Source organism: Pseudomonas kitaguniensis (assembly GCF_009296165.1).
Lineage (GTDB): Bacteria > Pseudomonadota > Gammaproteobacteria > Pseudomonadales > Pseudomonadaceae > Aquipseudomonas > Aquipseudomonas kitaguniensis.
Window position 1 is genome coordinate 41,972 of record NZ_VUAZ01000114.1, and the last position, 22,432, is coordinate 64,403.

26 protein-coding genes and 3 pseudogenes are annotated in these 22,432 nt (G+C 60.0%); 18 read left to right on the forward strand and 11 right to left on the reverse strand.

What is annotated here, in order from left to right; genetic code table 11:
- Positions 1-76: 76 nt before the first annotated feature.
- The gene (gene moaB / locus F0169_RS18615; RefSeq protein WP_152747294.1) at positions 77-616 is read left to right on the forward strand and encodes a molybdenum cofactor biosynthesis protein B; all 540 of its coding nucleotides are present in this window, start codon (positions 77-79) and stop codon (positions 614-616) included.
- Positions 609-1,826 (forward strand): molybdopterin-binding protein, encoded by a 1,218-nt coding sequence (locus F0169_RS18620; protein WP_172979479.1) that lies wholly within the window; start codon positions 609-611, stop codon positions 1,824-1,826. Before moaB ends, F0169_RS18620 begins: the two co-directional genes overlap by 8 nt.
- 70 nt (positions 1,827-1,896) lie before the next feature.
- On the opposite strand, the gene F0169_RS18625 is transcribed toward F0169_RS18620, so the two are convergent.
- Positions 1,897-2,226 carry an EscU/YscU/HrcU family type III secretion system export apparatus switch protein gene (locus F0169_RS18625; protein ID WP_058411757.1) on the reverse strand — a complete coding sequence of 110 codons (330 nt, stop codon included), beginning with the start codon at positions 2,224-2,226 and terminating at the stop codon, positions 1,897-1,899.
- The gene (gene fliK / locus F0169_RS18630; protein WP_152747295.1) at positions 2,223-3,800 is read right to left on the reverse strand and encodes a flagellar hook-length control protein FliK; all 1,578 of its coding nucleotides are present in this window, start codon (positions 3,798-3,800) and stop codon (positions 2,223-2,225) included. The genes F0169_RS18625 and fliK overlap by 4 nt, the downstream gene beginning before the upstream one ends.
- Before the next feature lie 198 nt (positions 3,801-3,998).
- Between fliK and ccmA the strand changes: the two genes are divergently transcribed.
- The 10 genes and pseudogenes from ccmA (at position 3,999) to F0169_RS18680 (ending at position 11,371) form a co-directional block, all read left to right on the forward strand.
- Positions 3,999-4,634 (forward strand): cytochrome c biogenesis heme-transporting ATPase CcmA, encoded by a 636-nt coding sequence (ccmA, locus tag F0169_RS18635; protein WP_058411755.1) that lies wholly within the window; start codon positions 3,999-4,001, stop codon positions 4,632-4,634.
- On the forward strand, positions 4,631-5,299 hold the full coding sequence (ccmB, locus tag F0169_RS18640) for a heme exporter protein CcmB (RefSeq protein ID WP_172979480.1): 669 nt from the start codon (positions 4,631-4,633) through the stop codon (positions 5,297-5,299). The genes ccmA and ccmB overlap by 4 nt, the downstream gene beginning before the upstream one ends.
- A gap of 100 nt (positions 5,300-5,399) precedes the next feature.
- Positions 5,400-6,155, forward strand: a complete 756-nt coding sequence (locus F0169_RS18645; protein WP_058411753.1) for a heme ABC transporter permease — start codon at positions 5,400-5,402, stop codon at positions 6,153-6,155.
- Positions 6,152-6,328 carry a heme exporter protein CcmD gene (gene ccmD / locus F0169_RS18650; protein WP_058411752.1) on the forward strand — a complete coding sequence of 59 codons (177 nt, stop codon included), beginning with the start codon at positions 6,152-6,154 and terminating at the stop codon, positions 6,326-6,328. Before F0169_RS18645 ends, ccmD begins: the two co-directional genes overlap by 4 nt.
- The gene (ccmE, locus tag F0169_RS18655) at positions 6,325-6,792 is read left to right on the forward strand and encodes a cytochrome c maturation protein CcmE (protein WP_058411751.1); all 468 of its coding nucleotides are present in this window, start codon (positions 6,325-6,327) and stop codon (positions 6,790-6,792) included. Before ccmD ends, ccmE begins: the two co-directional genes overlap by 4 nt.
- Before the next feature lie 3 nt (positions 6,793-6,795).
- Positions 6,796-8,783, forward strand: a pseudogene (locus F0169_RS18660) (heme lyase CcmF/NrfE family subunit).
- A complete protein-coding gene (locus F0169_RS18665; RefSeq protein ID WP_152747296.1) occupies positions 8,780-9,316 on the forward strand; it encodes a DsbE family thiol:disulfide interchange protein in 537 nt (178 codons plus the stop codon). The pseudogene F0169_RS18660 and the gene F0169_RS18665 overlap by 4 nt, the downstream one beginning before the upstream one ends.
- Positions 9,313-9,785, forward strand: a pseudogene (locus tag F0169_RS18670) (cytochrome c-type biogenesis protein). The gene F0169_RS18665 and the pseudogene F0169_RS18670 overlap by 4 nt, the downstream one beginning before the upstream one ends.
- On the forward strand, positions 9,778-10,962 hold the full coding sequence (gene ccmI, locus F0169_RS18675) for a c-type cytochrome biogenesis protein CcmI (RefSeq protein WP_152747297.1): 1,185 nt from the start codon (positions 9,778-9,780) through the stop codon (positions 10,960-10,962). Before F0169_RS18670 ends, ccmI begins: the two are co-directional and overlap by 8 nt.
- 16 nt (positions 10,963-10,978) lie before the next feature.
- Entirely contained in the window at positions 10,979-11,371 is a 393-nt protein-coding gene (locus tag F0169_RS18680) for a hypothetical protein (protein WP_152747298.1), read from the forward strand.
- A gap of 254 nt (positions 11,372-11,625) precedes the next feature.
- Here the strand turns inward: F0169_RS18680 and F0169_RS18685 are convergent, their stop codons facing one another.
- From F0169_RS18685 to F0169_RS18700, 4 genes are read right to left on the reverse strand one after another with little or no spacing between them, the layout of a single operon-like run.
- Entirely contained in the window at positions 11,626-12,156 is a 531-nt protein-coding gene (locus tag F0169_RS18685) for a hypothetical protein (RefSeq protein WP_152747299.1), read from the reverse strand.
- A complete protein-coding gene (locus tag F0169_RS18690) occupies positions 12,153-12,881 on the reverse strand; it encodes an alpha/beta hydrolase (RefSeq protein WP_152747300.1) in 729 nt (242 codons plus the stop codon). Before F0169_RS18690 ends, F0169_RS18685 begins: the two co-directional genes overlap by 4 nt.
- A 4-nt stretch (positions 12,882-12,885) precedes the next feature.
- A complete protein-coding gene (locus F0169_RS18695) occupies positions 12,886-13,383 on the reverse strand; it encodes a PAAR domain-containing protein (protein WP_152747301.1) in 498 nt (165 codons plus the stop codon).
- Positions 13,384-13,404: 21 nt separating this feature from the next.
- Positions 13,405-14,058, reverse strand: a complete 654-nt coding sequence (locus tag F0169_RS18700; protein ID WP_152747302.1) for a hypothetical protein — start codon at positions 14,056-14,058, stop codon at positions 13,405-13,407.
- 380 nt (positions 14,059-14,438) lie between these two features.
- Here F0169_RS18700 and F0169_RS18705 point away from each other — a divergent pair, with 380 nt between their 5' ends.
- On the forward strand, positions 14,439-15,029 hold the full coding sequence (locus tag F0169_RS18705) for a histidine phosphatase family protein (protein WP_152747303.1): 591 nt from the start codon (positions 14,439-14,441) through the stop codon (positions 15,027-15,029).
- Positions 15,030-15,037: 8 nt separating this feature from the next.
- Here the strand turns inward: F0169_RS18705 and F0169_RS18710 are convergent, their stop codons facing one another.
- Both F0169_RS18710 and F0169_RS18715 read right to left on the reverse strand, forming a co-directional pair.
- Positions 15,038-15,442 carry an NUDIX hydrolase gene (locus tag F0169_RS18710; RefSeq protein WP_152747304.1) on the reverse strand — a complete coding sequence of 135 codons (405 nt, stop codon included), beginning with the start codon at positions 15,440-15,442 and terminating at the stop codon, positions 15,038-15,040.
- A gap of 166 nt (positions 15,443-15,608) precedes the next feature.
- Positions 15,609-15,884: a DUF6124 family protein gene (locus tag F0169_RS18715; protein ID WP_152747305.1), complete on the reverse strand. Its 276-nt coding sequence runs from the start codon at positions 15,882-15,884 to the stop codon at positions 15,609-15,611.
- A 265-nt stretch (positions 15,885-16,149) separates the two neighbouring features.
- On the opposite strand from F0169_RS18715, the gene phnN reads away from it, so the two are divergent.
- Positions 16,150-16,719, forward strand: a complete 570-nt coding sequence (phnN, locus tag F0169_RS18720; RefSeq protein ID WP_152747306.1) for a phosphonate metabolism protein/1,5-bisphosphokinase (PRPP-forming) PhnN — start codon at positions 16,150-16,152, stop codon at positions 16,717-16,719.
- A gap of 7 nt (positions 16,720-16,726) precedes the next feature.
- Here the strand turns inward: phnN and F0169_RS18725 are convergent, their stop codons facing one another.
- Positions 16,727-17,413 (reverse strand): ArsR/SmtB family transcription factor, encoded by a 687-nt coding sequence (locus tag F0169_RS18725; RefSeq protein WP_152747307.1) that lies wholly within the window; start codon positions 17,411-17,413, stop codon positions 16,727-16,729.
- A 74-nt stretch (positions 17,414-17,487) separates the two neighbouring features.
- Here F0169_RS18725 and F0169_RS18730 point away from each other — a divergent pair.
- The 3 genes and pseudogenes from F0169_RS18730 to F0169_RS18740 all read left to right on the forward strand — a co-directional run bounded on the left by F0169_RS18730 (position 17,488) and on the right by F0169_RS18740 (position 19,340).
- Positions 17,488-18,620 (forward strand): annotated as a pseudogene (locus F0169_RS18730) (cytochrome P450).
- A gap of 115 nt (positions 18,621-18,735) precedes the next feature.
- Positions 18,736-18,924 carry a type II toxin-antitoxin system HicA family toxin gene (locus tag F0169_RS18735; RefSeq protein ID WP_058411742.1) on the forward strand — a complete coding sequence of 63 codons (189 nt, stop codon included), beginning with the start codon at positions 18,736-18,738 and terminating at the stop codon, positions 18,922-18,924.
- Between the two features lie 11 nt (positions 18,925-18,935).
- A complete protein-coding gene (locus tag F0169_RS18740) occupies positions 18,936-19,340 on the forward strand; it encodes a type II toxin-antitoxin system HicB family antitoxin (protein WP_053130578.1) in 405 nt (134 codons plus the stop codon).
- Positions 19,341-19,346: 6 nt separating this feature from the next.
- On the opposite strand, the gene F0169_RS18745 is transcribed toward F0169_RS18740, so the two are convergent.
- Positions 19,347-20,543, reverse strand: a complete 1,197-nt coding sequence (locus F0169_RS18745) for an MFS transporter (RefSeq protein ID WP_152747308.1) — start codon at positions 20,541-20,543, stop codon at positions 19,347-19,349.
- 178 nt (positions 20,544-20,721) lie between these two features.
- Here F0169_RS18745 and F0169_RS18750 point away from each other — a divergent pair, with 178 nt between their 5' ends.
- The gene (locus tag F0169_RS18750; protein ID WP_122251116.1) at positions 20,722-21,345 is read left to right on the forward strand and encodes a DUF5666 domain-containing protein; all 624 of its coding nucleotides are present in this window, start codon (positions 20,722-20,724) and stop codon (positions 21,343-21,345) included.
- 66 nt (positions 21,346-21,411) lie between these two features.
- Here F0169_RS18750 and F0169_RS18755 read toward each other — a convergent pair whose 3' ends face one another.
- On the reverse strand, positions 21,412-22,416 hold the full coding sequence (locus F0169_RS18755; RefSeq protein ID WP_172979482.1) for a sulfate ABC transporter substrate-binding protein: 1,005 nt from the start codon (positions 22,414-22,416) through the stop codon (positions 21,412-21,414).
- Positions 22,417-22,432: the final 16 nt, after the last annotated feature.

Genomic DNA, 22,432 nt, shown 5'->3' on the forward strand with positions numbered 1-22,432 from the left:
GGCGGTTTCGCTGCGGCAGGTAAACAGGGGCCTGTGATATAACATCGGGCTGTTCCTTCGACAACCGGACCGAGCCATGAACGCCAAGGCTGATGCGCCCTTTGTACCCCTGAATATTGCTGTACTGACCGTCAGCGACACCCGCACGCTGGACACCGACACCTCCGGCCAGGTGTTCGTCGACCGCCTGACTGCCGCCGGCCATCACCTGGTCGAGCGCGTGTTGCTCAAAGACGACCTCTACAAAATTCGCGCGCAAGTGGCCCACTGGATCGCCGAAGACGTGGTGCAAGTGGTGCTGATCACCGGTGGCACCGGCTTCACCGGCCGCGACAGCACGCCCGAAGCGGTGAGCTGCCTGCTGGACAAACAGGTCGACGGGTTTGGCGAACTGTTCCGCCAGATCTCCGTGGCCGATATTGGCACCTCTACCGTGCAATCGCGTGCCCTCGCTGGCCTGGCCAATGGCACGCTGGTGTGCTGCCTGCCGGGCTCGACCAACGCAGTGCGTACCGGCTGGGACGGCATCCTCGCCGAGCAACTGGATAACCGGCACCGCCCGTGCAACTTCGTGCCGCACTTGAAGCAGGCCGAACCCTGCCAGTCCCGTGGGTAAGCCTGGCAAAACCGGCAACTTGCTGCCGGTAGAAGACGCGCTGGCGCAACTGCTGGCGATGGCCGACGCCACGCCGATCAGCGAACAGGACAGCGTGCCGCTGGCGCAAGGTGATGGCCGCGTACTGGCGCAAGACCTGATCTCCACCCTCGACCTGCCGCCCTGGCCCAACAGCGCCATGGACGGTTACGCCGTGCGCCTGGCGGACTGGGCCGGCGAGCCGCTGGTGGTGAGCCAGCGCATCTTCGCCGGTCAGGCGCCGCAGCCATTGGCCGCTGGCACCTGCGCGCGCATTTTTACCGGCGCGCCGGTGCCCGAAGGCGCAGATTGTGTAGAGATGCAGGAAAACGCCGTGGTTCACGCCGATGAGCGCGTGAGTTTTACCGAGCCGTTGCAGGTAGGCCAAAACATCCGCCCCCAAGGCCAGGAAACCACCGCTGGCGAGTTGGTGTTGCAAGCCGGCACGCGCTTGGGGCCAATCGAGCTGGGCTTGGCCGCCTCCCTCGGGCGTGATCGTCTGAGCGTGGTGCGCCGCGTGCGCGTGGCGGTGCTGTCCACCGGCGACGAGTTGGTCGAGCCCGGTTTGCCGCTGGGCCCGGGTCAGATCTACAACAGCAACCGCCGCGTGCTGTGCAGTGGGCTGGCGCGCATGGGCTGTGAAGTGATCGATGCCGGGATTCTGCCGGATGACCTCGAAAAAACCCGCACACGGCTGGCGGAGCTGGGCAGTGTTGACTTGATTCTATCGACCGGCGGTGTGTCGGTGGGTGAGGCGGACTTCCTCGGCATCGCGCTGCGCGAAGAGGGCGAGCTGGCCCTGTGGAAGCTCGCGATCAAGCCCGGCAAGCCGCTGACCTTCGGCCATTTCCGGGGTGTGCCTGTGATTGGCCTGCCCGGTAACCCGGCGTCGACGCTGGTGACCTTCGCCTTGTTGGCGCGGCCTTACCTGCTACGCCGCCAAGGCGTGCAAGACGTGGCGCCGCTGCGCTTCGAAGTGCCGGTAGGGTTCACCTGGCCCAAGCCTGGCAACCGCCGCGAATACCTGCGTGCGCGCATCGAGCAGGGCAAGGCGATCATCTATCGCAACCAAAGCTCCGGCGTGCTGCGCAGCGCGGCATGGGCGCAAGGGTTTGTGGAAGTGCTGGAAGGTACGACGCTGGCGCCAGGCGATCGGGTCAACTTTATCCCGCTGAGCGACATCCTCAACTGACCTGCCGGCTTTGATGGCAGGCGGGCTTGTGTGGCAAGCCCGCTCGCCACAGTTAGCGGCCGGCTGCGGGTTAGTAATCATCCCCGCGTTCGGTCACGTCCCGCTCCACTGGCGCCGCATTCGGGTCGTACCCTGCCGGGAACTTGCCTTTCAGCGTCCAGGCAAACGCAATGATCTCAGCGACTGTGCGGTACAACTCCTCGGGGATGCTGTCGCCCAACTCCATTCGCGCGAGCAGTTTCACCAGCTCGGCGTTCTCATAGATCGGCACTTCATTTTCCCGCGCCAACTTCAAAATCGCTTCAGCCAAGGCATCGTCGCCTTTGGCCGTCAGAGTCGGCGCTTGCTGGCCGTCGTATTTGAGGGCAATTGCCTGGCGCGGCGGGTCAGTGTTGTTCATGCCGTTTCATCCACCCAACGTTGCTCCAGCCCGGTTTTTGGCCCGCGTGGCGGGGTGCCGAGGTGGCAATCGAGGTCACCGACGTTGATGCCCGAGGTCACCAGGCGCTCGCGCAAACTGCCTAGGTGGCTTTCGATCAAACTGGCCGTGAACGGCCGAGCGGCCCAGAGCTGGCTGGACAGTTTGCCCTGCGTCAATTGCGCCTGAACCTGTAACGGCCCCAACGGCTCCATGTCGAACGCCAGCTCGACGCGCCAGAGCATCTGTTTGGGGTCTTTCTTGTCTTTGCGTTCGGGCGTGTTCTTGTCTGGCGCCGGTTCTTCGCGCTGGAACTTGAGCTGCAACGGCACGATGTCCTGCAAGGTGCGCATCGGGATTTCCAACTGCCAGGTGCTTTGCAGCCGACCATCGGCGGTCAAGCCGGTTTGTTCCAGGCTCGACAACTGATGGCTCTGCAACCGCGAGATCGCCCCTGCGGCGAGGCGCAGCAGGTTTTCCAGGTCGCCTTCGCCTTCAAGGCGCGCCACCAGCCGTGCCGGCAGCGGGAAACCTGCGGGGGCTTGCCGGGCGCCGATCTGCCCGAGGGTATTCAGCGGGTTGCGCACAAAATTCGGCATCACTTGGGCCAGGGTATTGGCGGCGAGGATGGCATTGAGGTTGGTACCGGCGGGCAGCGCAGGCAGCAAGTCGGCGACCAGCCGCAGCAGGGCGCCTTTCATGTCCAACGGGGGTATTTGCGGGTTTTGCCCGACCAGCAATTTGGCTTCAAGAAACGCACCGCTGTTCTGTACCAACTGTGCCAGCACCTTGGGGTTGCTGACTTGTGCCAGGTCGGGCAAGGCCGCGAGCAAACGGTCGGCCGCAGCACGCAGGTCGGTGGACGTACTGTCATCGCCAGGCAGGTTTTGCAAGGCGTTAAACACCACGTCCAGTGAGCCTTGGCGACTTTGCTGGGTGGAGAGTTGCTGGGTGACGGCCAATTGATCCTGGCGCCCGCTCAGCGGCACAAAATTCAAGGTCTGTGCGCTCTGCACCACCGCGCTGAGCAAACTGCCGACCCGCAGTGGCTGCGGGCTTTCCACGGTCAGGCTCGCACCGGCTAGGGCGTTATTGAGCACTGTCACCAGCGAGCGGTAGACCGCCGGTTGCGCCGTGCCCTGAGGCAGCATTTGCGTGGTCAGCACCTTGCCTTGCAACAGCGTGCCCACCGGCATTTGCGTGGTGTCGATGCGGGTGAGTGCGGCCACGTTGGCGCTCAAGGCTTGCTGCAACGAGAGGGTCAGGTTGCCGGTGGGCGTTTGGCTAACGGCCACGTTACTGCCCAACGGCAGCGGCTGCGCGCTGCTCGCTTGGACCAATGTCTGGCGGCCACCTTCGAGGGTCAACTTGAGCAACAACTGAAACGCATCGCCGCCTTGTTTAAGCGCAATCACCTCGGCGTTTGCGGTTTTGCCAGGGTCGATCAGCCCGGTCTGCGGTTCCAGCAGTTTCAGCAACTCGCCGCTGGCGGGCAGCGGCGCAGGCCCGGTGGCCGGGGCAGGCGGCAGCGTAGGAAGGTTGATCTCACCGGTCATCGTGCGCGTCGTCTCTGGGCAAATTGCGCTCTTTAGAGCAGGGCATCGCATGTATAATGCCGCTCCTGTGCGACGAGAGCGGCAAAAACCTCACAACTATTTGATCCAGCTCTCTAAAATCGGTCGCCAAAGCCGGTATTGTGCATCTCTATAACGGCTGCTACACCGCCGACTTGAACCGTAAAGGCCCGCTATCTCTTGACCAGCCCTCTTCTTGAAGCCGTAGCGCTTGCCTGTGAACGCGACCTGCGGATGCTCTTCGAACACCTCGAACTGCGTTTGGCGGGCGGCGACATGGTGCAAATCAGCGGCCCGAACGGCAGTGGCAAGACCAGCCTGTTGCGGCTGCTGGCCGGTTTGATGCAGCCGACCGCCGGTGAAGTACGCCTCAACGGTAAACCCCTCACCGAACAACGCAGCACACTGGCGCGCAACCTTGTGTGGATCGGCCACGCCGCTGGCATCAAGGACGTGCTGACGCCCGAAGAAAACCTCGTTTGGCTCAGCGCCCTGCATCACCCGGCTGGCCGTGACGCTATCTGGCAGGCGCTGGCCGCGGTCGGCCTCAAGGGTTTTGAAGACCAGCCCTGTCACACCTTGTCTGCCGGCCAACAGCGCCGCGTGGCCCTGGCCCGTTTGTACTTGCCCGGCCCGCCGCTGTGGATTCTCGACGAGCCGTTCACCGCCCTCGACAAACACGGCGTCGCCCAACTTGAAGAACACCTGGCCCGGCACTGCGAGCAGGGCGGCCTGGTGGTGCTCACCACCCATCACACCTTGGCGCGCATGCCCGCCGGTTACCGTGACCTCGATTTGGGCCGGTGGTCGCTGTGAGTGTGTTTGCCCTGCTGGTGGCCCGCGAAGCACGGTTGTTGTGCCGTCGCCCGGCCGAACTGGCCAACCCTTTGGTGTTCTTTGCCATCGTTATTGCGCTGTTCCCGTTGGCGGTCGGCCCCGAGACCAAACTGTTGCAAACCTTGTCTCCAGGGCTGGTGTGGGTCGCCGCGCTGTTATCGGTGCTGCTCTCGCTGGACGGGCTGTTTCGCAGTGATTTCGAAGACGGTTCCCTCGAACAGTGGGTCCTTTCGCCGCACCCGCTGCCACTTCTGGTACTGGCCAAGGTGCTGGCACACTGGGCGTTCTCCGGCTTGGCGCTGGTGTTGCTCTCACCGTTGCTGGCGATGATGCTAGGGTTGCCGACCGAATGCTTGCCAGTGTTGCTGCTGTCATTGTTGCTCGGCACGCCGACGCTCAGCCTGTTGGGCGCAGTGGGCGCGGCGCTGACTGTGGGTTTGAAGCGCGGCGGCCTGTTGCTGGCGCTGCTGATTCTGCCTTTGTACATCCCGGTGTTGATTTTGGGCAGCGGTGCTTTGCAAGCCGCGCTCATGGGCATGCCGGCGAGCGGTTACCTCTTGTGGCTTGGCAGCCTGGCCGCCCTGGCGGTAACCCTGACTCCCTTTGCTATAGCCGCCGGCCTGAAGATCAGCGTCGGCGAATGAATCAGGTCTGGTTAAGCGTTGTAACCTTAACCCGCTCTTCAACATAAGAAACACCCTAAGCTTGCCGCCAAGACGGCAAGCACCCGTGATGGAAACAGCAATGAACTGGACCTGGTTTCACAAGCTCGGCTCGCCCAAGTGGTTTTACGGCATCAGCGGCAAGCTGCTGCCGTGGTTGAGCCTCGCCGCCTTACTGCTGATCGGCATCGGCCTGGTCTGGGGCCTGGCCTTCGCGCCGCCGGACTACCAGCAAGGCAACAGCTTTCGCATCATCTATATCCACGTTCCCGCCGCGATGCTGGCGCAGTCCTGCTACGTGATGCTGGCGGTGTGCGGCGTTGTCGGCCTGGTGTGGAAGATGAAGCTGGCGGACGTCGCCCTGCAATGCGCCGCACCGGTCGGTGCGTGGATGACCGCCGTGGCGCTGGTCACCGGCGCGATCTGGGGCAAACCGACCTGGGGTTCGTGGTGGGTGTGGGATGCGCGCCTGACCTCGATGCTGATTCTGCTGTTCCTGTACTTCGGCCTGATCGCGTTGGGCAATGCGATCAGTAACCGCGACAGCGCCGCCAAGGCCTGCGCGGTGCTGGCGATCGTCGGCGTGATCAACATCCCGATCATCAAATACTCGGTGGAGTGGTGGAACACGCTGCACCAGGGCGCCACCTTCAGCCTTACCGAAAAACCGGCTATGCCCGTCGAAATGTGGGCGCCGCTGCTGGTGATGGTGCTGGGGTTCTACTGCTTCTTCGGCGCCGTGCTGTTGATGCGCATGCGCCTTGAAATACTCAAGCGTGAAGCCCGCGCCAGTTGGGTCAAGGCACACGTGCAGGAAAGCCTGGGAGCGCGTGGATGAGTTTTGCGTCTTTCAGTGACTTTATCGCCATGGGCCATCACGGCCTGTATGTCTGGACGGCTTATGGCATCTGCCTGGCAGTGCTGGCCCTCAACGTCGCCGCGCCGATCCTGGCCCGCAAGCGTTACCTGCAACAAGAGGCGCGTCGTCTGCGCCGGGAGACCGAAAAGTGAATCCGCTGCGTAGAAAGCGTCTGTTGATCATCCTCGCCATTCTCGCGGGGGTGAGCCTTGCCGTGGGCTTGGCGATGAGCGCCCTGCGAGAGAACATCAACCTGTTCTACACCCCGACCCAAATCGCCAACGGCGAAGCCCCGCTGGGCAAGCGCATTCGCGCCGGTGGCATGGTCGAGAAGGGTTCACTGCAACGCTCCGGCGACTCCCTCGACGTCACCTTTGTGGTCACCGACTTCAGCAAGTCCGTGACCATCACCTATCGCGGCATTCTCCCGGACCTGTTCCGCGAAGGTCAGGGCATCGTCGCGCTGGGCAAGCTGAATGCCGATGGCGTGGTGGTGGCCGATGAAGTGCTGGCCAAACACGACGAAAAATACATGCCGCCGGAAGTCACCAAAGCCCTGAAAGACAGCGGCCAGTCGGCACCTTCTACTCCTGCATCCCCAGCCAGGGAGGGCTGAACCATGACCTCTGCACTGTTTATTCCGGAGCTGGGCCAGTTGGCGATGATCCTCGCCCTGTGTTTCGCCGTCGTCCAGGCCGTGGTCCCGTTGCTCGGCGCCTGGCGCGCGACCGACTGTGGATGAGCCTCGCGCAGCCGGCCGCCTGGGGCCAATTTACGTTCCTGGTGTTCGCGTTTGGTTGCCTGACCTACGCCTTCATGACCGACGACTTTTCCGTCGCCTATGTGGCTAATAACTCCAACAGCGCGCTGCCTTGGTACTACAAGTTCAGCGCCGTGTGGGGCGCGCACGAAGGGTCGTTGCTGCTGTGGGCGTTGATCCTCGGTGGCTGGACTTTCGCCGTGTCGGTGTTCTCGCGCCAACTGCCGCAAGTCATGCTGGCGCGGGTGCTGGCGGTGATGGGCATGATCAGCATCGGCTTCCTGCTGTTCCTGATCATGACCTCCAACCCGTTCACGCGCATCCTGCCGCAGATACCGGTCAACGGGCATGACCTTAACCCGCTGCTGCAAGACATTGGCCTGATCGTGCACCCGCCGATGCTCTACATGGGTTATGTGGGTTTCTCGGTAGCCTTTGCCTTCGCCATCGCTGCCTTGCTCGGCGGGCGCCTTGATGCCGCATGGGCGCGCTGGTCGCGGCCGTGGACCATCGTCGCCTGGGCCTTCCTCGGCATCGGCATCACGCTGGGCTCGTGGTGGGCCTATTACGAACTCGGCTGGGGCGGCTGGTGGTTCTGGGACCCGGTGGAAAACGCCTCCTTTATGCCGTGGCTGGTCGGCACCGCGCTGATTCACTCGCTGGCCGTCACCGAAAAGCGCGGCGTGTTCAAAAGCTGGACAGTGCTGCTGGCCATCGCGGCGTTTTCCCTCAGCCTGCTCGGTACTTTCCTCGTGCGTTCGGGGGTTTTGACCTCGGTGCATGCGTTTGCCTCCGACCCGGCGCGCGGCGTATTCATCCTGATTTTCCTGCTGTTCGTGGTCGGCGGCTCACTGACGCTGTTCGCCCTGCGCGCGCCAGTGGTCAAGAGCCATGTGGGCTTCAACCTGTGGTCGCGGGAAACCCTGTTGCTGGGCAATAACCTGGTGCTGGTGGTGGCGGCGTCGATGATCCTGCTCGGCACGCTGTATCCGCTGGTACTGGATGCCCTCAGCGGCGCCAAGCTGTCGGTTGGCCCGCCGTACTTCAACGCGTTGTTTATTCCGTTGATGGGCCTTTTGATGGTGGTGATGGCCGTGGGCATGCTGGTGCGCTGGAAAGACACCCCGGTGAAATGGCTGGCGGGCATGCTGATGCCGGTGCTGCTGGGCAGTGTGGCCTTGGCGGTGATCGCAGGCTTTGCCTACGGCGACTTCAACTGGGCGGTACTCGCGACCTTCCTGCTCGCCGCTTGGGTCATGCTCGCCGGCCTGCGCGACATCGTCGACAAAACCCGCCACAAAGGCCTGATCAAAGGTTTACCAAGCCTGACCCGCAGCTACTGGGGCATGCAAGTCGCGCATATTGGCATCGCCGTGTGCGCGCTTGGCGTGGTGCTTTCCAGCCAGAACAGCGCCGAGCGCGACCTGCGCCTGGCACCGGGCGAGTCGATGGACCTGGCCGGTTACCACTTCATCTTCGAAGGCGCCAAGCACTTCGAAGGCCCAAACTTCACGTCGGACAAAGGCACCGTACGCGTAGTCCGCAACGGCAAGGAAGTGGCGGTGCTGCACCCGGAAAAACGCCTGTACACCGTGCAGAGTTCAATGATGACTGAAGCCGGCATCGACGCCGGTTTCACCCGTGACCTCTACGTAGCGCTGGGTGAACCGCTGGGCGACGGCGCGTGGGCGGTGCGTGTGCATGTAAAACCGTTCGTGCGCTGGATCTGGTTCGGCGGTTTGCTCACCGGTTTCGGTGGTTTGCTGGCTGCGATGGACCGGCGTTATCGGGTCAAGGTCAAGAGCCGGGTGCGTGAAGCCCTCGGCCTTTCAGGAGCGCCGGCATGAAGCGTTGGTTGATGGTTATGCCGCTGGCAGTGTTTCTGGTGGTGGCGGTGTTCCTGTATCGCGGCCTTTATCTGGACCCGGCAGAGCTGCCGTCGGCGATGATCGGCAAGCCATTCCCGGCGTTCACGCTGCCGACCGTGCAGGGCGACAAAACCCTGACTCAAGCGGACCTGTTGGGCAAACCGGCAGTGGTCAACGTGTGGGCGACCTGGTGCATCTCGTGCCGCGTCGAACACCCGGTGCTCAATGCGCTGGCCGAGAAAGGCGTGCTGATCTACGGCATCAACTACAAGGACGACAATGCAGCGGCGCGCAAGTGGCTGGCTGAATTTCACAACCCGTACCAGTTGGACATTCGCGATGAAGACGGCAACCTTGGCCTCAACCTCGGTGTGTACGGCGCTCCGGAAACCTTCTTCATCGACGCCAAAGGCGTGATCCGCGACAAGTATGTCGGCGTGATCGACGAAGTGGTCTGGCGTGAACAACTCGCCGCCAAGTACCAGGCGCTGGTCGATGAGGCCAAACCATGAAGCGCCTGTTAGCCGCTGCGGTTCTGGCGCTGGGCTTGGCCAGTGTTGCCCACGCCGCCATCGACACCTATGAATTCGCCAACGACGCCGAGCGCGAGCGCTTTCGCGAGCTGACCAAAGAGCTGCGCTGCCCCAAGTGCCAGAACCAGGACATCGCCGACTCCAACGCACCCATCGCCGCCGACCTGCGCAAAGAGATTTTCCGCATGCTGGGAGAGGGCAAGGACAACCAGCAGATCATCGACTTCATGGTCGACCGCTACGGTGATTTTGTGCGCTACAAACCGGCGCTCACCGGCAAGACCGCGCTGCTCTGGTTCGGCCCCGCCGGGCTATTGTTGGCCGGTGTTGTCGTCATGGCCGTGATCGTCCGCCGTCGCCGCGCCGCGCCTACCGATGGCTCCGACGCGTATCCCCTGAAGAGCGTAAACGCCTCGACCAATTGCTGGACACCCAGACTGATGATTGATTTTTGGCTGGCAGCCGGCTTGCTGCTCCTGATTGCCCTGAGTTTTCTGTTGATCCCTGTGCTGCGCGGCCGCCGTGCCCAGCGTGATGAGGACCGCACCGCGCTGAACGTGGCGCTTTACCAGGAACGCGTGGCCGAGCTGCAAGTGCAGCAGGACGAAGGTGTGCTCAACGCCGCGCAACTCGACACTGGCCGCGCCGAAGCTGCGCGTGAATTGTTGGCCGACACTGAAGGAGTGGAAAAACCTCGCGAATCGCGCCTGGGCAAACCGCTGCCGTTTTTGGCGGCGTTTCTGGTGCCGATTTTGGGCGTTGCGCTGTACCTGCATTACGGGGCCAGCGACAAGGTCGAACTGACCCGCGAATTCTCCCAGCCGCCGGTGTCCATGCAAGACATGACCCACCGCCTGGAACGCGCCGCCGCCGCGCAACCGGACTCGCCGGAAGGCCTCTACTTCCTCGGCCGCGCCTACATGGCGCAGGACCGCTCCGCCGATGCCGCGAAAATCTTCGAACGCACCGTCGCGTTAGCCGGGCGCCAGCCGGAACTGCTCGGCCAGTGGGCGCAGGCGCAGTACTTTGCCGACAATAAACAGTGGTCGCCCAAGGTGCAGGCGTTGACCGATGAAGCCTTGAAGCTCGACCCCAAAGAAGTCACCAGCCTGGGCCTGCTCGGCATCGCCGCCTTTGAAGGCCAGCGCTACCAGGAAGCCATCGACTACTGGAACCGCTTGTTGGCCCAACTGGCGCCGGAAGATAACTCGCGCGTCGCGCTGCAAGGCGGCATCGACCGCGCGGCCGAAAAGCTCAAGGAAAACGGCGGCAGCGTCGCGCAAAAAGCCGTGATCAAAGTGCGCGTAGACCTGTCCAGCGAGGTAAAAGCCAACGCCCTGCCGAGTGACAGCGTGTTCATCTTTGCCCGCGCGGTAAACGGCCCACCTGCGCCGTTAGCGGCCAAACGCGTCAGCGTCGCCGAGCTGCCCATCACCGTCGAACTCGGCGATAGCGACGCGATGATGCCGCAGTTGAAACTGTCGAACTTCGCCGAAGTCCAACTGGTTGCGCGCATATCCCGGGCAGGTCAACCGACCGCTGGCGAGTGGATCGGCCGCAGCCAACCCTTGGCCAGCACCACCACTGCCACGCAGCAGCTGACCATCGACCGTCCGGATAAATAAATTCGAGGAAACGCCCATGACCGCACTCGCACGAATCACCCTGCTCAGCCTGGTATTGGGCCTGAGCGCCTGTGCGGTCCACCGACCTCCCGCGCCCACCGGCCCGACCATTCCGCCGTCCGGCCCGTCGACCCAGCCGAGCACCCAACCCTCGGCCCCGGTAACCCCGCCACCGAAAGCATTGCCAAGTTCGTCGCCAACCTTCGCCCCGCCACCGGGCGCCGCCAGCCACTGGGACGGCAAGATGCAGGTGTACGTGCTGGAAGAACAACCCGACACCTTCTACCGCCAGCGCACGTATTACCGCTGGACCAACGGCTGGAGCCGCTCGATCAGCCCGAACGGCCCATGGGAAGAGACCAACGTGCAAGGCGTGCCGCCTGGGTTGAGCAAGCAGTACGCGCAATGACAAAAGGCGACCTAGGGTCGCCTTTTTTTGGCCTTGAAATACAACCCTTCAAACACCCCAGGGCAACTGTGGAGCGCAGCTATTATTGTTCCCATGCTCTGCGTGGGAATACACCCCGTGACGCTCCGCGTCACCTTGCGTAGTCCTACGCAAGTAACGCCGGCAAAAAGTAATAGAGCATATTCAGGCGAAATTATTGCTTCCGGAAAAGTAGCGGTCATTAAGCAATTAATGGGGGTGTTCAGCCGCACTGCTTATTTTTTTAGATGTGTAATCAGTTCTGCGGTAGGAATATACACAGTATTGGTGTAATAAGCTTTGAATCCATAAGCAGTGATGTACACCTGGCAGGGGATGCTCTGTTGTCCCGCTAACAGATTCTCCAATACGGCGCCCGAGGTGATTGAGGTTGGGATAGGTACCTCTCGCTCTTCGGTCGCATTGAATGATAGCGAAGACCGGAAGTAAAATTTCCCAGTGTTATTGGGTGTGGCATCAGCTTCCAGGAGGCCTACGCCTCGCGCTTTAATTGTATGGTTTACATCGAAATTCTTATCGTGATTCAACGTGCATACAAGTTTAGGCGTATTCTGGTTCTTTTTTTCATAGAGGGTGAAGACTTTGCTCAGGTTTTGATCTGATTCCAGCGTCACGTAAAGTAGCGAGTCTTCACGGCGTTCAAACCCTTTAAATGTTAATGATGCCGGCGGTATGTTTGGTGTCCGAGCGCATGCGCTGAAAATCAGTGCAGTGGCGAATATTAGTAACTTTTTAAGTTTAATCATTTTATATTTTTCACGTACGCTTCATAAAGGAAGTCCAGAGCACATTTTGTACCCTGGATCGGTGCAACCATCATGTGACTCGCAAACGCGTGATGTATGTTTACTGTGGTATTGATCGCTGGGCCTTGGCTCACAATCCAGCGTTCTCCAAAGTTTGCAACGTGGTCTGACGCATCTGGCTTCACTGGGTTAGCGCGGATATTGATCCACATGTCAGCCACTGGAGCTGGTTCAGAGTAGTAGATATCAGAACCTAACCACACCAAAAATCCTTTTCCTACAGGGTCTAAGGTTATTAGAAGTGCGATTTTGTAACCTTCATCAGACAGCATCTTTGAGAGGTGAGCGCCATTCCACGCGCCTAGGCTGTGTCCGACTATATAGATAGGGCACGACTTGCTAGGAATGAGATTGGTGATGTGTTCTTTAATGTCGCGCCCCCCACGCGCTTCATTATATCCCCATACGTATTTTGTGTATTTTTCGGAAAGTTGTGCGACTGCCATCCTTTTTGACATCAGCAAGTCGACATCATCGATGTTGTGAAAAGCACCTTGAGAGTAATAGCTTTCTTGGTCTCCAGCGCCACCAATGTAAAAAATAATAGGTTTAGTCGCAGGTACAGGTACGATTTTTATTTGTGGATCGTTCACCGCTGTCAATGTGTGCGTTGCCGCCAGACTTGCAGTGTTGCCATTAGGTAAAATTATTTTCTCTGCTTCCATGCTCTCAATCTTCCAAAAATAATTTGATACTTTCAGCCAGATGCGAACTCACTACATGGGTGTAGCCCAGCGCATCACTGACGCCATGTTCAATGCTACCGTTAGCGCGCTGGATACAGTAAGCATGGTTGGGCATGGGTTCACCCGTAGCTTCGTCGACCAATTTTATCTTGTCGCTGAAGTGTACCGGCATCGACGATAACCCACTGAAGGGCGCTGGCACAAAGGTGTCACCGATAATGATGGTGCTGGCGCCTGCCGTTACAGTGTTGCCATGAGCGCCAACGCTGCCGACGGTGGCGGCATTGAAACCATTGATAAAAACAGTTGAAGATACGCCGCTGGTAATCGGGCTTCCGCAAGCTGAAGTGTCGTTTAAGCGGGCAGCGCCCAAGCCTTCGAAGATCACATCTGATGAGCCGGTTACCAGCGAATTGGTACCGTGACCCGGAACTGGGCACGCTGTAGGGTCTGTGATGCGCGCAGCAGGTTTGCCACTCATGAGAACGTCCTTTTCAGCTATTCACAGGGGGGAGAAGAGGTCAATCGGGATTTCTGAAAGTCGCCAGCTTTCATCCATGAGGTTGTACATAGCTCGATGGTTTTCTTGGGTCGGACTGCAGTCCTCAAGTGCTCGCCATGCGATCTCAACGCAGTTATCCATGGCGTAAGTTGAGTAATCATCGAGCTGGTTTAGCCACTCGTTGTAATTGGGCATGCCAACGCTGCGGTAGGCATCAAGCAGTATCTGCGCGACTTCCTCACCCCAATGCAAAAATCGACCGGGGGTCCACGGGCCGGTCTGTGTGTGGACAAACCAACCAAGGCTCTTTAATCCACCACTTTCGAGGTACAGGGAGCCACCCTGTGAACTCAGTCCGCAGCACAGAAAGACGCTGAGCCAGCCCTGGTGGGCGTGAATAACATCAGTGGGATCGAATCGGGCTAAAGGGATGACGCGGTAGCCGCTGGTTAGCATTGAGCGGGCGACTAGCTCGGCGTCCAATCGCGACACGAATGCTTGTACGGCATTACCCTTACCGCAGGGTGTGCAAAGAATCTCGACTGGCGCGCGGGCTGGGGTATCGCTGCTTCCCACTATACGAACCAACCCGTAAAGGCGGAGCGAGCTCTTCAAACCGCTTGGGTGTTGTACCACAGGTGCCAGCGTCGGCATGGCACTTCGTGAGGAGTCCATTAACTAATAACGTCCGTGTAATTTCAGGCGATGTCTGCACCGGATGGTGCGTGGGTTCAATTACTTTTTCCGGGTGTAGCGAGCTGTACGCAGGTTGGTCGACCAGGGAATGGAAACCCGGCAGGGCCTAAGCCCTCCCATGCACAGCCCGCCATAACGCGAGCACGATAATGCCGCTTGCGCGGCACTGTGCGCCATTCTAACCCGGGCGATCAAGCCCGATCGCTGATGAGCAGCGACTGCGAAAGGCTAACGGTGACTTATAGCAACTGCAAGCCACAGAGTTCGTAGGAAAAGTCGCGGAAGCACCAAGACTTTGTTATCTGTATTCCTCTTTCCCTTTTAACGAGACGGGCTTCATGGACCTCTATGTCGTACGCCACGGTGAAACCTGGGCTAATGCCGAGCACCGCTATCTAGGCGCACTCGATCCGGAACTGACCGAACGGGGCAGGGAACAAGCCTTCTCGCTCAGCAAGAAACTACCCTGCGGAATCGATGTAATGATCGTCTCCCCACGCTTACGGGCGCAGCAAACCGCGCAGATTCTTAACCATGACTTGAACCTTGAATCACTGACGATGGACGGCTTTCGCGAGCGTGACGTTGGCGTATTTGAAGGGCTGAATCAGGCAGAAGCAAAGGCAATGCATCCGCTGCTATGGGTGCAAAACATCACGCGGCAATGGACGGTTGGGCCAACAGGTGGCGAGTCGATTGCGCAGGTGGTCGCCCGAGTGCACCAAGGTCTGGTCGAACTGGCGGGGCTCTATCCAAAGTCCGTCGTGTTGTTAGTGGCCCATGGCTTTGTAGCAAAGGTGATTCGCGCGTTAGGGCGAGCTGACTTTTCGGATTTTTTTAATTGGCAGCTTTCAAATGGAGAGATGCTGGTTTTAGAGGACTTCAGCGTTGCAGCGCCCCCGCTCATATCTCCTTTGGAAAGTCACTAAGAAACGGCTCATCTTACTCGAGTCCTCAAAAAGGCCATCGCGCCCTGAAAAATCGGGTGCCACTCCTGGGTGAGTTCGCTGCTCAATGGATGCCAGAAAAATCGAAACTGATGGCCTCCATCATCCTTGGTGAAATGGACCCAGCTCTCTGGAAGGTCTGCCGAGATCTGGCACTGGTGAAATGCCCAAGTGTCCCCTGTGATCTCTGCATGCCAGGTTCCTAATTCCCGAATGAAGTTGCCGGTTATTCCCGCTTCTTCATGCAACTCGCGAATAGCGGCGGCGGCTGTGGTTTCGCCGCTTTCTACACTGCCTTTGACCAGTTGGAAGCCAGCCAGGGGATGTTCGAAAACCAGAATTTCCAAAGATTGCTTGGTTCGAAGGACTACAGGGCAAGCCTTGACGATGCTCATTGAGTGTTGTCTTCCATACTTTTTGGCTCCCGCTAAGTTTACGCGTGCCCTTAGAGTCTCGGTGGCGAGGGGCTTGCTCCCGATGGCGGTGGTTCAGTGGGTGAATATCCAGCTGACACACCGCCATCGGGAGCAAGCCCCCTCCCACAGGGGATCTGCTCAGCGGTCAGGCTACTGGGCACTCCCGATTCAGTGCTTCATTCACCAACAACTGTGCAATCTCAATCATCTGCACCACCGCCAGCACTTGCTTGCGACCTGAGCCAGCCAGATGCTCGGCGCAGTCGTAAGCACACACAGTCGCCGATTCAAGCATCTCGCTGGCGTTGCTTAATGCAGCTTCGGTGCTGAGGCCGGGGCGGACGGTGAAGATTGTTTGAGGTGGAGATTGTGGGGTGATTTCCGAGGTGGACGACAGTGGGTCAGGCGTTACTTTTTTCATACGGATGCTCCGGGAGTGATGAAAAAAGCGCCCACTAAAGGCTATGGGCGCTTATACGCCTGGAGAGTTCGGGCTTCCACACCCGTTCGCTGATTTTGCAGCGACCCGCGAAGGTTAGCGGCGAGGTTGATCAGACGCAACCTGAAATCGGTGTAGGGCAGATCTTCACGCCCATCTTCCGGTTTATGCTGGATACTGAGGCCACAAGCCGCGAACGGCTTTTTGTAATGCATCACATCTGGCACCAGGCGAAGAGGGTATTTTAATGGCAGGCAGGTTGATCTATCTCATCGGACCCTCGGGTTCGGGCAAGGACAGCCTGCTGGATGCCGCACGCCCGCGCTTGGCCGAGCGTGGCTGCCGCATCGTGCGCCGTGTGATAACCCGCTCGGCGGAAGCTGCCGGCGAAGCGGCCCAAGGCGTGAGCCCGGAGCAGTTTGCCGCGATGCAGGCCGAGGGCGCGTTTGCTCTCAGTTGGCACGCGAATGGGTTGGCCTATGGCATTCCCAAGGTCATCGACGCGTGGCTGGCGGCGGGTGACGACGTGCTGGTCAATGGCTCGCGCGCGCACTTGGCGCAGACTCGTGAGCGTTACCCCACATTGCTGGTGTTGCTGCTGACAGTGGATCAAGGCGTGTTGCGCGAGCGCTTGATAGCCCGCGGGCGCGAGTCGTTGGCGGACATCGACGCGCGCCTGGCGCGTAATGCGCGGTTCACGGCTGAGGTGACCGCGGGCAAGGGTTGCGAATTATTGGTGCTGGATAATTCCGGCCCGCTTGAGCATACGGTCGAGCGCTTGCTGTGCTGGCTTCACGCGCACTCGGCGTGCACCTGAAGTGTTCTCATACTCCTATGCCAAACCGGCTCGCTAACGCTTTACGGCCTTTGGGCGTGACGCCCAACGCGCGGCTGTCCATGTCCTGAGTCAGCCAATCACGCGTAATCGCATTCTGTAAAACTGCCGCGCCCAAAGCGCCGGCCAGGTGCGGGCGGCGCATGCTCCAGTCCAGGCACGAACAGGCAAACCGCCGTCGCTGCGCGCGCAGTGCTGGCACATCGAGGCCGAGTTCCAGCATGGCTTTTTCACCGGGCGTGGTGAGCTGGTAAGTGCTGTCGCCAGTCAGCCAGCCGCACGCGATGAAATGGTCATGAAGCTGCACCGCCAGCGTGCCGGCCATGTGGTCGTAGCAGGTGCGTGCGAACTGCAAGCGGCTGGGCGTGGTGGCGACGAATGCGTGGGTGGTATTGCGGCTGATCACCATCAAGCCTTCGATTGCCTGGGCGATACGCGCGTCGGCGAGGCTGTAGTAACGATGCCTGCCCTGAGTGAGCAGCTTGATCAGGCCATCTTCCTTAAGCCTGGCCAAGTGGGCGCTGGCGGTGGACGTGCTCACCCCGGCAATTACGGCCATCTCGGTGCTGGTGCGCGCATGGCCATCCATCAGCGCGCAGAGCATTTTTGTGCGCGCAGGTTCTGCAATCGCACCGGCGACTTGCGACAGCGCCGCGTCATTATCATGGGCGTACATATTTCGTTCCTGAACGAATCATTGCCTTGTCAGCGGGCGGATAGTAGCGCTTCTTCGAGAACAGGACGTACTGAATGACACCGCTGCAAGCCGCTACCCATGCTGATCCCTATGCGTATTACGCACGCCTGAGGCGCCAGGGCGAATTGAGTTTTGATGCTGATCTAGGCCTGTGGATCGCCAGCCGTGCCCGGACGGTTGAGGCGGTGCTGGCGCATCCTGACTGTCGCGTGCGCCCGCCGCACGAGCCGGTGCCCAAGGCCATTGCGCAAGGCCGGCCGGGCAGGTTTTTGCGCGATTGATGCGCATGAACGAGGGCGCTGCCCATCGCTGCCCGAGGGCGGCGATTGAGCCTGCACTGACCGCTATAGGCGTGCAATCTGTTGCAGATGCGGTGGGTCGACTGCTCGACAGCGTGGCTAACCTCAATGCACTGATGTTCACGCTGCCGGTCTCGGTGGTCGCGTCGCTGCTGGGGTTTCCAGTGCACCAGTTGGCGACTATCGCCGGGCTGACGCGCGCTTTTGTCGCCTGCCTCTCACCGCTCAGCAGCGACGCTCAATTGCGTAACGCTGACGACGGCGCATCGCAGTTGAACCGCCTGTTCAGTGAGGTATTGGCAGAAGCCGAATTGCTGGCGCACATCCGCAGCGCTGGCTGGGATGATACCGAAGTATTGACGGCCAACCTGATCGGGCTGTTGTCGCAGACTTGCGAAGCCAGCGCCGGTTTGATTGGCAACACGTTGGTGCTGCTCGCTCGTCGGCCTGATCTGGTTGAACGGGTTCTGCGCACGCCCGCGTTGGTAACTGCGATGGTGGAAGAAGTGGCGCGTTACGATTCGCCAGTGCAAAACACGCGAAGATTTGTTGCCGAGCGCTGCACGATTGGCAATCAGGTACTGGCGGCAGGGGACAGCGTTTTAGTGCTGTTGGCGTCGGCCAACCGCGACAGTCATGCAAACCCGCAGGCCGACCACTTTTTGCTTGAGCGCTTGCAACGGCGAACCTTCAGTTTCGGCTCGGGGCGCCATCAGTGCCCTGGTCAACACCTTGCGCTTGCGATTGCTTCACAGGCCATCTTGGCGCTGCTTCGCAGCCAGCCTGATTGGCTGGCCGATGCTTGCCACTTCAGCTACTGGCCATCCCTTAACGGTCGTATTCCACGGTTTCACACGGCGGTAGAGAGCCAACCTTCCTGGAAGTAAGTCAGCCGGTTTCCAATATCCCGCAATACACCCGTCAATCCGCTTTCGCTATCCTGTGCTTGAATTAATATAACTCTAGGGTTACTTTTATTCAGGCCAAGCCAAGGAGGCTGAGGTGCAAAGCAGGTTATTGATCAAGGAGCTGCAAGAGGCGGGTTGGGTACTGGATCGGGTCACGTGCAGTCATCGTGTTTTTATTCACCGCTATAACCCGTACACGATCCCGGTGCCGCATCCGAAAAAAGACCTGCCCATGGGCACCGTCAGCAGCATCAGGAAACGCGCCGGGCTGCTTCAGTTTTAAGGAGAGCATTCATGCAATACCCAATCTGTATTGAATGGGGCGATGACTTCACCGCCACCGGTATTCAGATCCCCGACATCCCAGGCGCAGTTACCGCCGGGGACAGTTTTGAAGAGGCCTATAACGCGGCGGTCGAAGTCGCGCACATCCTGTTGCAAGAAATAGCCGCCGAAGGCGGCGTGATTCCGATGCCAACGTCAGTGGCCAATCATCATGCCCACGAAGACTACGCCGGGATGGGCTGGGGGATGTTGGAGTTGGACATCTCGCCCTATCTGGGCAAGACCGAGAAGGTCAATGTGACCTTGCCCGGTTATGTCATCCAGCGAATCGACCGTTATGTGCGCGAGCACAAGGTCAAAAGCCGCTCGTCATTTCTGGCGGATGCGGCCTTGGAGAAGTTGGTGCGCTCTTGACTGCAATCAGGCGGTGGCGACCGATGTTTGCCGCGACGCACTCATGAACCGCAATAATGCAATCAACGGCAGGGCACTGCCTATCAGCACCACGCCCAGCCAGCCGCCGTGTTGATACACGCTGCTGGCAATCGCCGAGCCGAAGGCACCGCCGATGAAGATGCTGGTCATGTACAGCGCGTTCAGGCGGCTGCGGCTGTTGGCGTCCAGGGTGTAAATGGCGCGTTGGCCGAGGACCATGTTCATCTGCACGCAAAAGTCCAACACCACGCCGGTGACCGCCAGGCCGATCACGCTGTACAGCGGGTGCACGAAGGCAGGTAGAAAGCTCAACGCGGCAAACAGCATGGCCACCAGCGAGGCGCGGTGAGTGTGGCCAGCGTCCGCGAGGCGGCCGGCGACAGGCGCGGCGATGGCGCCCAAGGCACCGACCAGGGCAAACAGTGCGATTTGGCTTTGGCTCAGGCCGTGGTTGCGCGCCAGTTCCAAAGGCGCAGCGGTCCAGAACAGGCTGAAGGCGGCGAACATGCAGCCCTGATAGAACGCGCGTTGGCGCAATATTGGTTGCTCCCGCAGCAGCGTGCCCAGCGAGCGCAGCAGTTGGCCGTAGCTGGCGCTGTGGTCAGGCTGTCGCTTGGGGATGGTCAGCAGCAGTACCACGCTGATAAACGCCATCAACGCGGCGGCGGCCATGAACATCGCGCGCCAGCCGAAGTGGTCGGCCACAAGGCTCGACACCGGCCTTGCCAGCAGGATACCGAGCAGCAGGCCGCCCATGATGCTGCCGACCACGCGGCCACGCGATTCGGCAGGGGCCAGGTGGGCGGCCAGCGGAATCAGAATTTGCACCGAGACGGAACTGAAACCGATCAGCAGCGACACAAGCAGGAACAGGTTCGGTTGCTCGGTGATAGCTGCGCCCAGCAGGCTGGCGATGGCCACTACGGTGGTGGTGATCATCAGCTTGCGGTTTTCCAGCAGGTCGCCCAGTGGCACCAAAAAGAACAAGCCCAGCGCGTAGCCGATTTGCGTCAGCGATACGATCAGGCTGGCCATCGCCGGGGTGAGGCCAATGTCCGGCGCGATCAGCTCGATAATCGGTTGGGCGTAGTAGATGTTGGCAACAATGGCGCCGCAACAGAACGCAAACAGCATCACCATGCCTCGGGTCATGGTGCTTGTAGCAGGTGGAGTAGCGTTCATGGTGTTCTCGTTAAAGCGAAGGAAGGTGGCGTGCGAGAGTAAAGACAACGCCGCAGCGGGAGTAGGGCGCCAGCATCGATAACATTCATGCCGGGAATTAATGACTGAAACGTTAATTGTTGAGTCGAACGCCAATGATACATTCAGGCACAACTGCCGAAACAGGAAATCCACGTTCATGAAGATCACGCTGAACAAGATGCTTATGGCTTCAACCCTCGCCGCGGCCATGGCGATGGGCTTGGCCAATGCCGCCAATGCCGCCGACGCCCCGCGCGTCGGCGTACGCGGCGCCATCACCGCGATGGACGGCGACGCAATGCACGTCAAGGTCAACAGCGGTGAACAAGTCACCGTGCACCTGACCAAAGACACCCAAGTGCGCGCCGTCACCTTGGCCAGGATCGATGAGATCAAGCCTGGCAGCTACATCGGTTCCGCCGCCATGCCCAACGCCGACGGCACCCTGACTGCGCTCGAAGTACACGTATTTCCACCGGCCATGGCCGGCACGGGTGACGGGCATCGCGCATTCGACTTGAAAGAAGGCAGCAGCATGACCAACGGCACCGTCGGCGACCTGGTGGTCAGCAACGGGCGCACCTTGACCGTCAAATACAAAGGCGGCGAGCAGAAGATCGTGGTGCCGGAGGATGTGCCGATCGTCAACCTCGAACCGGGGGATCGCAGCTTGCTCAAACCGGGGGTGAAGGTGGTGATGTTTGCGGCGCAAGGCGCGGACGGGACCATCACCGCTCAAGCTATTTCGGCCGGTAAAGACGGCGTAACACCGCCGATGTAACGGCAACACCCAAAGCCAAATGTGGCCAAGTGTGGGAGGGAGCAAGCCCCCTCTCACAGTTTGAGCTTACTGACCGCTGTAAATCTGATCAAAAACCCCGCCATCATTGAAGTGGGTTTTCTGCACGGTGCGCCAGTCACCAAAGGTCTTCTCGACCGACAGGAAGTCGACTTTCGGGAAGCGGTCGGTGTACTTGGCCAACACCTTGGGGTCACGCGGGCGCAGGTAGTTGTTGGCCGCGATTTCCTGGCCTTCCGGCGACCACAGGTATTTCAGGTAGTTTTCGGCGGCCACGCGGGTGCCTTTTTTCTCGACCACTTTGTCGACCACCGACACTGGCGGCTCGGCTTCGGCGGAAACACTTGGGTAGATCACTTCGAACTGGTCACGGCCGAACTCACGCGCGATCATTTCCGCTTCGTTTTCAAAAGTCACCAGCACGTCGCCGATCTGGTTGGTCATGAACGTGGTGGTGGCTGCGCGGCCGCCGGTATCCAGCACGGGCGCGTGCTTGAACAGCTCGCCAACAAATTTCTTGGCTTTGTCTTCGTCGCCACCGTTCTTCAGCACATAGCCCCACGCCGACAGGTAGGTGTAGCGGCCGTTACCCGAGGTTTTCGGGTTAGGCACGATCACTTGCACGCCATCTTTAAGCAGGTCCGGCCAGTCTTTCAGGGCTTTGGGGTTGCCCTTGCGCACGATAAACACGGTGGCTGAGGTGAACGGTGCGCTGTTGTTCGGCAGGCGCGTGACCCAGTTGTCGGGCACCAGTTTGCCGTTGTCTGCCAAGGCATTGATGTCGGTGGCCATGTTCATGGTGATGACGTCAGCCGGCAGGCCGTCGATCACCGAGCGGGCTTGCTTGCTGGAGCCGCCGAAGGACATCTGCAAGGTCAGTTTGTCGTCCGGGTGCTCGGCTTCCCAGTGTTTCTGGAAGGCGGCGTTGTAGTCTTTGTAGAAGTCGCGCATCACGTCATAAGAGACGTTGAGCAGGGTGACCGGTGCAGCCTGAACGGCACCGGCCAAGGCCAGGCCGGCGGCCAAGAGAGACGCGCTGAGGATTTTTTTCACTGCTCATTCCTTGTTG